This window comes from Cedecea neteri (assembly GCF_000758325.1).
Taxonomy (GTDB): domain Bacteria; phylum Pseudomonadota; class Gammaproteobacteria; order Enterobacterales; family Enterobacteriaceae; genus Cedecea; species Cedecea neteri_B.
Map to the genome: position 1 here is coordinate 3,708,947 of NZ_CP009459.1, position 14,023 is coordinate 3,722,969.

The following is a 14,023-nucleotide window of genomic DNA, read 5'->3' on the forward strand; positions in this document are numbered from 1 at the left end:
GAGGCTGGCTGAGGCGTTAACTTACAGCGCCATATCGTGCTGGGTCGCCGCTTCCGCTTTCGCTTCAGCTGGTTTTGCTACCGGGGTTGCGCTCTGGTCGTTCATTTGAATGACCGGCGGTTTGGTCAGCTGCAGCGTGGCTGCGGTGTCATCCCAAACTTTCTGCGTCAGCGCCGCGTTGCCGTTCATCTCCTGGCCGTAGCTTGGTACAACGGAGCGGATCTTGCTCTGCCACTCAGGCGAGTTGAACTGCTGCGGGAACATCTGCTTCAGCACGTTCAGCGTGATAGGTGCCGCGGTAGATGCGCCTGGGGATGCGCCCAGCAGAGCAGAAATGGTTTTCTGCTGGTCAACAACCACTTCGGTACCGAGTTTCAGCACGCCACCTTTATTCTCATCTTTTTTGATGATCTGCACGCGTTGGCCGGCCTGAATCAGTTTCCAGTCTTCTTTACGCGCCTGCGGGTAGTACTCTTTCAGCGCCTCAAAGCGGTCTTCATCACTCAGCATCACCTGACCAATCAGGTATTTCACCAGGTCAAAGTTATCCAGACCTACGTCGGTCATCGGCATAAAGTTGCTGGTGGTGGTGGTGCTCAGCAGATCGAAGAAAGAGCCGTTTTTCAGGAACTTGGTAGAGAAGGTCGCGAACGGCCCAAACAGCACTACGCGCTTACCGTCGATAAAGCGGGCGTCAATGTGCGGCACGGACATCGGAGGCGCACCCACGGAGGCCTGACCATACACTTTTTCAAGATGCTGGCTGGTTACCGCCGGGTTTTCGGTCATCAGGAAGGAGCCACCCACCGGGAAACCGGCGTAGTTTTTCGATTCTGGAATACCGGTTTCCTGCAGCAGTTTCAGCGCGCCGCCGCCAGCCCCGATAAAGACATATTTCGCATCTATGGCGTGCTCTTTGCCGCTGGTCACGTCTTTGATGGTAACGTGCCAGGAATTATCACCGTTGCGTTTGAAGTCGGTGACTTCAGAAGATGTTTGCAGGGAGAAGTTCGGGCTTTTTTTCAGGCTGCCGATCAGCTGGCGGGTAATTTCGCCGTAGTTAACGTCGGTCCCTACTGGCGTCCAGGTGGCTGCCACTTTTTGATTCGGGTCGCGCCCTTCCATCACCAGCGGAGCCCACTGTTTAATTTGCTCGTGGTTAGTGGAGAATTTCATGCCCTGGAACAGCGTGGTTTTCTGCAGCGCATCATAGCGTTTGGTCAGATACTCAACGTTTTTATCGCCCCAGACAAAACTCATGTGTGGCGTGGAATTAATAAACGAATGCGGATCGTTCAAAATACCGCGCTGAATTTGTGCGGACCAGAACTGGCGGGAAATCATAAACTGTTCGTTAATTTCCAGCGCTTTGCTGACATCAATAGAACCGTCCGGGCGCTCCGGCGTATAGTTCAGTTCCATATTTGCCGAGTGCCCTGTACCGGCGTTATTCCAGCCGTTAGAGGACTCAAGCGCCACGCCGTCAAGCTTCTCAACCATGACCTGTTTCCAGTCCGGCTGCAGCTCCTGGAGCCACGTCCCGAGAGAGGCGCTCATAATACCGCCGCCAATCAGCAGGAAGTCAGTTTTTTGCGTGGAATCCGCGTTAGCGTAGCTAGCAGAGCTTACGAATAACGCCAGTGTTGTCAGAGAAATAATTGTCTTTTTCATTGCAGGCATAATAATTCTATTGCATCGCAGGTGAATGAAGTAGATCTATGTTAACCCACTTTCACGATATTTTAAAATCTCATTCACATCCTGATTAATCCATACAATTAATGCCAATGATTTTTTTAATTAAAAAAACCAAATAAAATCAGATATTATAAAAATAATACCGCCGAATAATACATCCTGTATTCCTGGTATTATTAGCGGTAATTCACTTAATTATCGGGATGTTATTGGTAAAAAAAATCCACACGCAGGTATGGATTTTATCCTTATTTTGTTGCCACAAAAGGCGATAAATTCGTCGTTAACGGTTTGTGCTATTTTGCTCTACCGCCTTAATAAAGACGTCAAGCTGGGTACGAATAGACGCCGCCGTGGCGGAATCAACTAAACGTCCGTTCTCCAGTTTCTGCTGAGCAAAGCTGACCGCCAGCTCCGGCAGCGGCACCATGTTGCACAGCATTGAGGCCAGCGTTTCCCGCAGCTGGTATTGCGCCCTGACGCCGCCAAGTGCGCCGGTCGACTGCGAAACAAAAAAGACATATTTTCCCAGCATACAGCTGGCCCTGACCGGCCTTGACAGCCAGTCGAGCGCATTCTTGAGTACGCCGGGTATGCCGTGATTGTATTCCGGCACCGTAATGATCACCGCATCGGCCTCAGTCACTAGCCGACGGGCGCTTACCACCGGCTCAGGTAATTCCCCCTTTTCCAGATCCTGGCAATAATGTTCCATGGCGCCAATATCAAGCACGCTAAAATGACTCGGCTCAGGCAGCATTTCGCCAATGCTGTTGAGCAATGCACGGGAAGCGGAATCTACCCGCAAGCTACCGGCTATACCTACGAAGCGTAATGTTTTCATCTTGTTCTCCTCTTATTTTCTCGATGCCGGTATTATCAGAAAAAGAATGTGATAATTCTTTCGCTAATCCGCCAAAACCCTTCGCAGGAGTGCCAACATGCCAGACGCCCTATCCGTGGCAATCGCAGCTTCCGACATGACCCATCGCCGCGGGGACGACGTGACGTTTCACTGCCATATGCACGGCCAGTTAAGCGTCACGCTGGAAGGCACCCTTCGGCTGCAAACCGAAACAGGTTGGTGGCTGGCTACGCCCGGTAACGGCGTTTGGGTGCCGCCGGGCCTGCGACACCGGGCGCTTTACACCGAGCGTTCGCGGCTGATTAACCTGCGTTTCCGACAAGGGTTTGAGCTGCACTTGCCGGAAAACAGCTCGCTTATCGTCGCCTCAAATCTGCTGACGGAGCTGGCCAAAGAAGCCTTAGCGATTCAACACAGCGACGATCCGGGCGCACAACTTGAGCTCATTGCACAACTGCTGCACTTCCAGCTGCGAAAACAAGTTTTGAAAACCGATCTGTTTGTGCCTGAGGGTAAAGATAAGCGGCTGAGGATAATCACCAACCTGCTGCGGGAAGATCCAGCCTGTAGCAAAACGCTGGTGCAGCTGGCCGCTGTCGCCTTCATTAGCCCCAGAACATTAGGCCGTCTCTTCGAAAGCGAAATCGGGATAAATTTTACTCGCTGGCGGGAAAGAATGAGGATTATCAGCTCGGTGGAAAAATTGGTTAACGGCGAGCCGATAACTCAGGTGGCGTATGATATGGGCTATCAAAGCGCCAGCAGCTTTACCACTGCCTTTACCCGAATTATCGGCCTGCCGCCGGGGCGTTATCTTAAAGAGACTTTCACCCCGGATAAAAGCTGACGGCGGGTGACGGCGGCGATCGCCAGCGCCAGCATCATCACAATTTCAGCCGCCAGGAACCCAATCATCGCCACGGAATAATCCCCGCTCTGGTGCTGCAAATGCAGGAACAATGCGCCGAGGACCGCCGGGCCAAGCCCCAGCGCAGACTGCTGCAGAGTGCTTAATATGGCGCTTGCCGCCCCGGCATCGTTCAGGTCGATATCGCGCATCCCGATGCGGTAGAAACTGTTCACAATCAGCGCCTGGCCGTAACCCACCACCAGCGTCGCCGGGGCAATAGCCAGCGGGCCTGCGTGAGTGCCAAAGTGGTAAAGCGTCAATATCAGCCCCAGCAGGCCCACCACCTGGATGGCAATTCCGCTCAGTAAAATAGTGCTCAGCGAATGGCGCACGATAAGCCTCGGCGCAAACCATGCGGAGACAAAATATGAAATGCCCATGGCAATAAAACTGTTCCCGGACTGCCACGGTGCCATCCCCATGCCCGACTGCAGCGTCAGTGCCATGCAGAACATAAAGCCCGACCAGCAGGTAAAGAACAGCAGCGCAATCAACAGGCCAAACCTTATGCTGCCCAGCTTAAGCAGCCTTGGCGGCAGTAGCGGCTGTAGCCCACGCTGCTGCTGGTTAAGCGCGCCAACGCGCATCAGATAGCCGAGCGGCAGCGTGGCCACCAGCATCAGCTGCATCGGCCACGGCCAGTGTAGCTCTGGCCCCAGCGCCATCGGGAACAGCAGGCAACACAGCACCAGCGCGAGCGTGAAGGTTCCCTGCCAGTCAATCCGCGAGTGGCTTTCGCTGCGCGTTTCAGGAATATAAAACCGGCTCAGGACCAGCACCAACAGGCAGATTGGCACGTTAATAAAGAACGCGTTTCGCCAGCCCAGCCCGGCAATATCCGCCGACACCAGCCAGCCGCCGCCCATCTGGCCGATGATAAAGGCAATCCCGCCAATGCCGCCGTACAGGCTAATGGCGCGGGCGTGAGCGGTGCCCTTGAGCGTCACGTGCAGCGTGGCAAGGATCTGCGGCACGATCAGCGCAGCGCCAACGCCTTGCAGGGTACGGGCCGCCAGCAGCTCGGTGACCGAGCCGGATATCCCGCAGAGAAAAGAAGCAATACCGAACAGGGCCACGCCCCAGAGCAACGTTCTGCGGCGGCCGTGGTTATCCCCCAGTTTGCTACCCACCGCCAGGCTGACGGCAAAGGCAACGCCGTAAAGTGCCACAATAAGTTCAAGTTGGGTTGCCGTAGTGCCGAGGGACTGCGTGATCGAGTCCAGCGCCACGTTGGTGATAGAGGTGTCGATTAACGGCAACATCTGGCCCGTCAACAGCAGCACCAGGCCCGCACGACCGGGTGAAACAGGCGAATTATTCATCAGAGACTCCATTGCATAGTTCAGGATACCGACGTAGGATCCCTGAACATTTAACCGGGTACCAGTTCTTACTTATACTGGTACTGGCACTACTATTCTGGAGTATTTGTGATGCTCATCACTCAGCCTGAACTGCGCCATGGCCCGCTGGACGACAGCCGTAAAATGCTGGCGCTGTTTTTGCGCACCCGGCGTGAAAGTCTGGACCCGCAGCGGCTGGGGCTACCGCGCAGCGGGCGTCGCCGCACGCCCGGCCTTCGCCGCGAAGAAGTGGCGCTGCTGGCTGATATCGGCGTGACCTGGTATACCTGGCTGGAGCAGGGACGAGAAGTGAATCCATCCTCAAGCGCCATGGCGGCGATCGCCAGCGCGCTGCAGTGCTCCCCGGCGGAAACCCGTCATTTGTTTATTCTGGCCGGCCTGCCCCCATCCGAAGCGCCCGCCGCCGCGCAGTGCGAGGGGCTCAGCCCCGCCGCCAGACGGATGCTGGACGCCCTGATGCCCAACCCTGCCAGCATTCAGAAGCCGAACTTCGACATACTCGGCTACAACTCACATTTTTGCCACCTCATGGGGGTCGATCTCGACAATGAACCGCCGGAGCACCGCAACTGCATTTATCAGTATCTGACTAATGAGACCTGGCGCAGCCGGGTGGACTGTAACGAAGATGTACTGCCCAAGTTTGTCGGCTGGTTCCGCGCCGGGATCACCGAGCACCGAGGCGACCCGCGCTGGGAAGCACTGCTGGAATCGTTTTTCACCGCTTCACCCGCGTTTAAAACGCTCTGGGAGCAGCGCTATGAAATCCGCAATATCGAAAATCATATAAAACAGTATACGCATCCGCAGATCGGCACCTTCGGTATGCAACAGGTCAACTGGTACTCTGCCCCGCGAGACGGTTCAAGACTGTTGGTTTACCTGCCGATTGATGAAACAGGTGAGCGCGCTTTGCGGCTGTTTTCTCAATCGAGCGGCACCTGAATCTTTGCCTTCACATCGGGCAGCCTGAAGACGGCCCGATGTTTTTTTATTGTTTTAAGAATAACCTCAAGGAAACCTAAAAAGCCCTCTCACATTGACCGCAGAATAAAAATAACGCTTCGCTGAAAAGCCTGAATTTATCAAACAAATTCAAAAAATTAACGCTATCTTCATGCTTTTTACTATACTTACGCGACACGTCGATTACTTTTACATCAGCCTAATTTTTTGCTGCGTTAACCTGGCATTAAACCTTCATGTACGTAATAGGTTATTCCACTGTTATAACACCATTGAATTGTTAACCGGGCTATGTAAAATCACGCTACTATGCTGAAACCACGCGAATTCCTTGCACCGGCGAGATACTCAAGCCGCCGCGCCGTTTTGCGTGGGCGTATCTCACGTCGTGGATAATTTTCCTGTGCGGCGCTCCTTGCTCCCGCGGCGGTTGGGTTTTAACCTTTTTCTCAGGGAACGTCTCAATGAAATTGCGAAGCCTGTTAGTCCTCCTTGTTGTCACTACGGTTGTCGGCTGTAAAGCGCCGCCGCCGAAGATGACCGACGACACCATTGTGACCAGCACGGTAAACGGCGTCACCCTGACTCACCGCTATATCGTTGAAGTACCGAAAGAATTCACGCCTGTTGACGCCGAGTATCGGGCACTTTATCCGGGTTCCATCATGAGCAAACCCGATTTTGGTGGCAAAGTGCTGGGCCAGCTTGAGAATGGCCAAAGCTATACCGTGCTAGGCGAAGTGGAAAACCACTGGTTTGCTATCGCCGAACAGGATAAACAAGAGCTGCTGGGCTATGTGCCGCTCAGGGCGCTGGTAAAAAGCGAGCTGTATAACCAGACGCTGAAAAAAGACCGGCCTCGCCCTCGTCGCGCGGCCAAAAAATCCACCTGCGTTGCGGTAGATAATAAAAGCAAAGCCTGCCAGAACGCCGACAACGGAACGTGGATCATTAATTAAACTTCCCCCCCGGGGGTTTTCTAACCAAAGTTTTTGGTATGAGAGTAGCAACGACTTACCCGGCAACCTGTGCAGGCGTTAACGTTGTCCTCTCTTTACACACAGGCTAACAAGGATTTTTATGAAACTCTGGCTTTCGGGTATGGCGTTGCTGCTGGCATCCACTACCGTCTGGGCAGGGAACTACCGCATCGTTCAGTCGCCCTCCCAAAAGCTGGACGTGTGGATAGACAACATCAAAAGCAATGCCCCGCAAAGCTGGTGCGGCAGCGATCTGCCGGTTCGCATTGTGGCAAACGGGGATAAAAACCCCCTTATTCTGAAAACGTTCATGCCTCGACTCGGCGCGCTTCTGGAAAACCAGTGCAGCGAGATTGAGCGCGTCAACTGGCAGCTTGAAGATCCCGAGGGGGCTTCCCTTGCTCGCGGGTCTGCCACCAAAACCAGCGACTGGGAAGTGACTATCGAGTCCCCGCTTTCTTCGGTCGCGACCCGCAATGAGCGCCCGGAAGATCTTTCCACGCCTCTCGACCGCACGCCGTGGCTGGAATTTACCCTACAGGATGGCTGCCACTTGCGCACATTCTGGCAGGGCGACGCCTCCAGCAGCTCCCTGTTTATTCCGGGTAAAGAGAACGGCAAATGTGAAAAAGGCGGCTGGCTGAACGGCACCAGCGAAGTGGTGCAGCGCGGCACCAACGGCGAAAAGCGCATTATGATGACATTTGTCCACGGTTTCCCGGTCAGCGGACTGAACCCTGCAGCCGATGCAGACAGCCTGCTTATCACCAGCGTGAACAATGAGCGTATGGTGGTCAGTAACGAACAGGCACCTCAAAGCTGGCTAATTTTGCCGTACCACCCGGAAATCAATGGCTGGAAGACCAGCGGCACCGTTGCCGTGGAAGTATCTCGCGATATGGCATTGGATGAACAACGCCTTCAGACACGGCTCAACGAGGTGCGCAAGCTCTGGTCCGGCTGGCTGACGCCAGGCACCTCTATCACGCTGCTGCTGGTCGAGTCCCTGCACCCGCAGCTGCGCGACCCGGCCGCGGGCGCCTGGCGAGCCCAAAAATAAATACGCGCAGAGAACATAATGATAGATAACGATTTTATTCCAAAAGTACCCAACGCTCTGCCGCCAGGCTACCGCTTCGATGAATTTGAGATTCAGGAAGCCGTCGACGCCAGCATGACCAGTATTCTTTACCGGGCATGGGATCATCAGCTCGAACGTCTGGTGGCAATCCGCGAATACATGCCTAAAGCTTACGTCATGCGCAATGACGTGATGGAGCTGGTGCTGCACAGCGAGCGCGATCATCTGGTCTACACCACCGGCCTGAACAGTTTTATGCAGGAAGCGCGTCAGCTGGCGCACTTTAATCACCCGAATCTGCCCCAGGTGCTGCGCATCTGGAGCGACAATAATACCGCTTACGTGGTGACGCTGTTTTATAGCGGCATTACGCTGGATGAATTGCAAAAGCAGCAGCCGTCGCTGGTGGATGAAACGTGGATCCGCCGGATGCTGCCAATGCTTTGCGGCGCGCTGGCAACGCTTCACGCGGCCGAACATCTGCACCGCAACCTGTCGCTGAAAAGCATTCAAATTCAGGATAACGGGCTGCCCATCCTGCTCAATACCGGCGCGCCACGCCGGGGGCAAGGCTCACTGGATGAAGGCAATACCCTGCTCCACCCTGGCTTTGCACCGCTGGAGCAGTACACCGGAGACCTGGCAAGCCAGCTGGGGCCATGGACAGATATCTACGCCGTCGGAGCCGTGCTTTATACGCTGATTACCGGTAATGCACCGCCTGCCAGCGTCGCCCGCAGTATTCAGGACAGCTGCATTCAGCTAGCGGAAAGCCAGCCCGAAGGTTATTCCCTGAATTTACTGCAGGCGGTGGATAAAGCACTGTCGCTTAAGCCGGAAGATCGTCCCCAATCCATTGACGCTTTTGCGGCGCTGCTGAATATCCAGCCAGATGAGGTGCGGGAACTCATCGGTAATAAAAAAACGGGTACCGCACTGGTGCCGGTAGAAGATCCAGAGAACACGGCGACGCGTCCGCTCTGGAAGCGCTATCAACCTGCCCTGCAAATTGGCGCAGGCGCCGTCGCGGGCCTGATTGTTGGCGCGGTACTTTTTGGCCGTGGAAGTCCTTCAGTGAGCTCGCCGGAGCCTGCTCTCGCGCCGCTTGCAGCTAATCAAAGCCCGGCGCAGGCAAGCGCTGCCCCTGCAGCAGTCGTGGCTGAAAGCACGCTTGCCCGAGTGTATGTTCGAATGAGCGACGGCGAACAGCTGGCGGTCAACGGTAAAGCGCAAAAGCTGACGCCCGCAGCCAACGGTTTTGCATCGCTTCAGCTTCCTGCAGGGAAATATTTGTTGGCGCTGAGCGGCGGCGAAACGCCCCGCAAGCAAACCATTGTAGTTGCAAATTCCGGCACGTGGCTGGTGAACCCGCAGGGGTGATTACCGTCTTAATGAGCACTTCAGCCCCGCTTTGCGGGGCTTTTTTATGGGGTAAATAATCCGGTTTTTCTCTTTTTATCTCCAACGGCGCTCGAAATTCGGAAAATTCAACTAAGGTTTTCAGGGAGTTGATCGCAACGTAGCGTGTTGCGTCCCGTCGATGGAGAAGGAAAGATGATAAAACCCGTTTTGCGCCGGCCTTATGCGCTTTGCTTTGCGGCCCAAATGGCCGCTGCCGGTGCTGTATTTGGCCTCACGCCGCTTGCTTCGTTTGCAGCCCAGGAAACCGAATCCCCACGCCCACCCGAACCTCAATCGCCAGACGAGCTTTTTGGGCCTTTGTTTATTGATGTTCAGACGGCGAAGCTGTTCCCCGACCAGAAAACCTTCGCGGATGCCGTACCCAAAGGCGACCCGCTGATGATCCTTGCCGATTATCGTATGCAGCGCCGGCTCTCGGGGTTCGATTTACGCCATTTTGTTGATGTGAACTTTATCCTGCCAAAGGAAGCAAAAAAGTATGTGCCGCCGGAAGGACAAAGCCTGCGGGAGCATATCAACGGGCTCTGGCCAGAACTGACCCGCTCCGCTAACAGCGACAACAAATGGGACCCGCTACTCCCGCTGCCAAAACCTTACGTTGTACCCGGCGGGCGCTTCCAGGAACTTTACTATTGGGACAGTTATTTCACCTTGTTGGGGCTGGCGGAGAGTGGGCGCTGGGACGAGGTGCAAAATATCGTGGATAACTTCGCTCACGAAATCGATACCTGGGGCTACATTCCCAACGGGAACCGCAGCTACTACCTGGGCCGTTCGCAGCCGCCGTTCTTCGCCATGATGGTGGAACTGCTGGCGCAGAATCAAGGCGATAGCGTTTACACAACCTACCTGCCGCAGCTGAAGCAGGAATACAGCTGGTGGATGGAAGGCAGCGACGCCCTCAAACCAGGCGAAGCCCATGCCCGCGTGGTGAGACTCAAGAATGGTGCCCTGCTCAACCGTTACTGGGATGAGAAAGACACGCCGCGAACCGAGTCTTACCTGGACGACGTCGCCACCGCGAAAAACACGCCGTCGCGTGCGGCCACGGATATTTATCGTGACCTGCGAGCCGCCGCCGCTTCCGGCTGGGATTTCAGCTCCCGCTGGATGGATAATCCCGCCCAGTTGGGCACCATTCGCACCACAAGCATTGTGCCCGTGGACCTTAATGCGCTGCTCTATCAGCTTGAGAAAACCCTGGCGCACGCCAGCGAACTGGCAAAAGATAGCGCCGCAGCGGCGCGCTATAAGCAGGCAGCGGACGATCGACAGAAAGCTATTGAACAAAACCTGTGGAACGCCAAAGAAGGCTGGTACGCGGATTACGATCTGAAAAGCAACACGGTTCGAAACCCGCTAACCGCCGCAGCCCTGTTCCCGCTCTATGTTCATGCCGCTTCGCAAGACAGAGCGGACAAGATGGCAAAAGCCACCCGTCAGCATCTGCTCAGCGCGGGTGGACTTGCCACGACCAGCGTAAAAACCAGCCAGCAATGGGATGCTCCCAACGGCTGGGCGCCGCTGCAGTGGGTAGCCACCGAAGGTCTGCAAAATTACGGGCATAAAGATCTCGCCCTGGAAGTCAGCTTTCGCTTCCTGAGCACGGTGCAGAATCTCTACAACAAAGAGCAAAAGCTGGTTGAAAAATACGATGTGACCACCGGTGGCACGGGCGGTGGCGGCGGTGAATATCCACTTCAGGATGGCTTCGGCTGGACCAACGGCGTCACGTTGAAAATGCTGGATTTGCTTTGTCCGAAAGACAAACCCTGCGACAACGCGCCGGATAAACTGCCTTCGGCCACGCCCGGCCCGGTGACGGAAACGGCCAAACCTGCAGCAGATAAAACGGAGAGCTCACCTGCCTCGAGCCAGCCAGCGCCGTAACCTGCCCGCACAGACCACGGCATAATTGCCGCTTAATCATTTCATTTAAAACAACAAGCCCATGAAATCATCAGTGATTTCATGGGCTTTCATGCATTAAAAAACATCGTACATCTTGCACTTATAAATAATAACGATAACAATTCGCATTCGAAATCTCATTTAAGCCATGATTTCCCGTCGCATGCCGACGGAGGACTTCCATCAGGATGATGACCTCAATACTTCCGGATCAAAAAAATGATAAAGGTTTTTACCGTCAAGCGTTCCGCCTTACTCTGCGCGCTTGCTCTCATCGCCCCCTTTTCTTCATCGGCCGAAGAAACCCTGGTGGTCACCGCTAAACCTGCCGATACCGCAACCTCTCCTACGCTGGGCTACACCGCCACCACAACCCGTGGCGCGACCAAAACCGACGAACCGCTGATTACCACCGGGCAAAGCATTTCCGTCGTGACCCGTCAGCAAATGGAAGACCAGGGCTCGCAAACCATTAACAGCGCGCTGAACTATACCCCGGGCGTGTTTACCGGATTCTCCGGCGGTGCAACCCGCTACGATACCGTAGCATTACGGGGTTTTCATGGCGGTGACGTGAATAACATTTTTCTCGATGGCCTCCGGTTGATGAGCGATGCGGGCAGCTTTAACGTGGTCCAGGTCGATCCCTGGTTCCTCGAACGGCTGGATGTCATCAAAGGCCCCTCCTCCGCACTTTACGGCCAGACCGTGCCCGGCGGCCTGGTGATGGAAACGTCGAAACGTCCGCAGTTTGTTGAAGAAGGCCACGTCCGGGCGATGTACGGCAACCACAACACCAACGGGACAGCCTTTGATTACACCAACGCGATTAATGACCAGTGGGCCTTCCGTATCACCGGCCTGACAAAAAATAGCGATACACAGTATGAAAACACCCGTGACGAACGTTACGCTATTTCGCCGTCCCTGCTTTGGCAGCCGGATGATGCAACGTCTCTGGTGCTAAGAGCCTATCTGGAAAAAGATCCGTCCGGCGGCTACCACGGTTCTGTGCCGGGCGACGGCAGTCTTTACACCACAACGGGACGCAAGCTGGATACTGGATTTTCTGACGTACAACCAGGCGATGACGCCTTTAAGCGCCACCAGCAGATCTACAGCTACGAGTTTGCGCACGCCTTCAACGATGTCTGGTCGTTCCGCTCGAACGCCAGCTATACCCACTCTAATGTAGCACTGCGCCAGGCTTACCAAATTGGTTGGGCAGATACCGAGCATAACGAACTGTCGCGCTACTACAGCCGTGAAAACTCCTCGCTGGATGCATGGGCCATTGATAACCAGCTGGAAGCCGACTTCGCGACCGGCGACCTGCAGCATAAAGTGGTGCTCGGCGGTGAGTATCACCGGTTCACCAACGATCTGACGGACGGAACGGGCTACACCACCAACCTGAACCCGTGGACCGGCGTTTCTGGCGGCGTTGGCGGTTACTATTATTACGATCCACGTGACCCAAGCTACGCGACAATTAATCAGGGTCTGCTGGTGAAAGCGGGCCGCCGTCAGTACGAACAAACCGGGGCTTATCTGCAGGATGAGATGAAGTGGGACCGCTGGCATGTGACGCTGTCTGGCCGCTACGACCATCTGATCACCAAAAGCCACCTGGTGGCGACGGCTATCGATAGCGACGTAACGGATAACCGCACGGATAATCACTTCAGCGGCCGCGCTTCCCTGCTTTACGCCTTTGATAACGGTATTTCTCCGTATGTGAGCTATAGCCAGGCCGTCACGCCGCAGGTGCTTTCCGATGCTGAAGGCAAGCTGCTGAAACCGACAACCGCCGAACAGTACGAAGCCGGGGTGAAATACCAGCCAGCCGGCACAAGCGATCTGTATAGCGCCGCCGTGTACGATCTGACCCAGAAAGATGTGGGCAACCGTAACGTTCAGGGCGGCTATTTTGAACCGGCAGGCAAAGTGCATTCGCAGGGGCTTGAACTGGAGGCCCGTACTCAGCTAACGCCACGCCTGTCGACCATCGCCAGCTATACCCTCAACCGGGTACGCTACAAAGACGCCATTGACGGTAATGACGGCAACACGCCATACGTTACGCCTAATCAAATGGCGAGCCTGTGGAGCACGTTCAAAGCCGATTACGGCCTCAGCTTTGGGGCGGGCATTCGCTACATCGGCAAACAATGGGCCGACAACGAAAATACCCTGCGCGTGCCCTCCGTAACGCTGCTGGATGCGATGGTGCGGGCTGATATGGGCGCATGGACACCGACGCTGAAAGGTGCGTTTGTGCAGCTCAATGCCACCAACCTGACCGGACGCGATTATGTGGCGGGCTGCTACGGGACGGGCTATTGCTATTGGGGCGCAGAACGTTCAGTGATTGCGACAGTAGGGTATGATTTTTAATCTCGTCATAAAAAGCTAAATGTAAAAACGGCCCCGCAGGGCCGTTTTTTGTAATGAATGACTTTCTACCGTCGTACCATCCTGAAAATAGCCAGCACAATAATGGCGCCAATCACCGCCACAAAGAAACTTGGCCAGTTAAAACCGGTTACCGGTCCGCCAAGGTGCAATGCCGTCGCCACCCAACCGCCGACAACCGCGCCCACGATCCCCAGAATACAGGTGAGGATAATACCGCCGCCGTCTTTGCCAGGCATAATTAACTTAGCTACCACACCCGCGATAAGACCAAAAATAATCCAGGCCAGGATACCCATTTTAGAACGTCCTCTTCTACATTGTGAGCTTTAGCAGGCTCGCCTGAGGCGGTCTGCGCCGCGGCCAGCGGCCTGCTGTCAAAAAGAGTATAGTTCGGTTGCAAAAAAACGT

Annotated in this window: 11 protein-coding genes; 7 read left to right on the top strand and 4 right to left on the bottom strand. The window is 55.0% G+C overall.

Annotation, left to right across the window (positions count from 1 at the left end):
* Window positions 1–21 precede the first annotated feature (21 nt).
* Both mqo and LH86_RS17305 read right to left on the bottom strand, forming a co-directional pair.
* Window positions 22–1,680 carry a malate dehydrogenase (quinone) gene (gene mqo, locus LH86_RS17300; protein WP_156107037.1) on the bottom strand — a complete coding sequence of 553 codons (1,659 nt, stop codon included), beginning with the start codon at window positions 1,678–1,680 and terminating at the stop codon, window positions 22–24.
* Window positions 1,681–1,981: 301 nt separating this feature from the next.
* Window positions 1,982–2,542, bottom strand: a complete 561-nt coding sequence (locus LH86_RS17305) for an NADPH-dependent FMN reductase (RefSeq protein ID WP_039303911.1) — start codon at window positions 2,540–2,542, stop codon at window positions 1,982–1,984.
* Between the two features lie 97 nt (window positions 2,543–2,639).
* Between LH86_RS17305 and LH86_RS17310 the strand changes: the two genes are divergently transcribed.
* Window positions 2,640–3,410, top strand: a complete 771-nt coding sequence (locus tag LH86_RS17310; protein ID WP_052045611.1) for a helix-turn-helix domain-containing protein — start codon at window positions 2,640–2,642, stop codon at window positions 3,408–3,410.
* Here the strand turns inward: LH86_RS17310 and LH86_RS17315 are convergent.
* Window positions 3,374–4,795 (bottom strand): MFS transporter, encoded by a 1,422-nt coding sequence (locus LH86_RS17315; protein WP_039303912.1) that lies wholly within the window; start codon window positions 4,793–4,795, stop codon window positions 3,374–3,376. The two genes, LH86_RS17310 and LH86_RS17315, sit on opposite strands and share 37 nt — an antisense overlap.
* Window positions 4,796–4,906: 111 nt before the next feature.
* Here LH86_RS17315 and LH86_RS17320 point away from each other — a divergent pair, with 111 nt between their 5' ends.
* From LH86_RS17320 to LH86_RS17345, 6 genes are all read left to right on the top strand, one after another.
* Window positions 4,907–5,782 (top strand): helix-turn-helix transcriptional regulator, encoded by an 876-nt coding sequence (locus tag LH86_RS17320; RefSeq protein ID WP_081943028.1) that lies wholly within the window; start codon window positions 4,907–4,909, stop codon window positions 5,780–5,782.
* A gap of 485 nt (window positions 5,783–6,267) precedes the next feature.
* On the top strand, window positions 6,268–6,762 hold the full coding sequence (locus LH86_RS17325) for an SH3 domain-containing protein (protein ID WP_039303914.1): 495 nt from the start codon (window positions 6,268–6,270) through the stop codon (window positions 6,760–6,762).
* A gap of 121 nt (window positions 6,763–6,883) precedes the next feature.
* Window positions 6,884–7,843 (top strand): hypothetical protein, encoded by a 960-nt coding sequence (locus tag LH86_RS17330; protein WP_039303916.1) that lies wholly within the window; start codon window positions 6,884–6,886, stop codon window positions 7,841–7,843.
* Window positions 7,844–7,861: 18 nt separating this feature from the next.
* Window positions 7,862–9,244 carry a serine/threonine protein kinase gene (locus LH86_RS17335; RefSeq protein WP_039303922.1) on the top strand — a complete coding sequence of 461 codons (1,383 nt, stop codon included), beginning with the start codon at window positions 7,862–7,864 and terminating at the stop codon, window positions 9,242–9,244.
* Between the two features lie 174 nt (window positions 9,245–9,418).
* Window positions 9,419–11,176 carry an alpha,alpha-trehalase TreA gene (treA, locus tag LH86_RS17340; protein ID WP_039303924.1) on the top strand — a complete coding sequence of 586 codons (1,758 nt, stop codon included), beginning with the start codon at window positions 9,419–9,421 and terminating at the stop codon, window positions 11,174–11,176.
* Window positions 11,177–11,416: 240 nt separating this feature from the next.
* Window positions 11,417–13,594, top strand: a complete 2,178-nt coding sequence (locus LH86_RS17345; RefSeq protein WP_039303926.1) for a TonB-dependent siderophore receptor — start codon at window positions 11,417–11,419, stop codon at window positions 13,592–13,594.
* A 65-nt stretch (window positions 13,595–13,659) separates the two neighbouring features.
* Here the strand turns inward: LH86_RS17345 and LH86_RS17350 are convergent, their stop codons facing one another.
* Complete coding sequence (locus tag LH86_RS17350; RefSeq protein WP_016536859.1) at window positions 13,660–13,911, bottom strand: GlsB/YeaQ/YmgE family stress response membrane protein; 252 nt, start codon at window positions 13,909–13,911, stop codon at window positions 13,660–13,662.
* Window positions 13,912–14,023 lie beyond the last annotated feature (112 nt).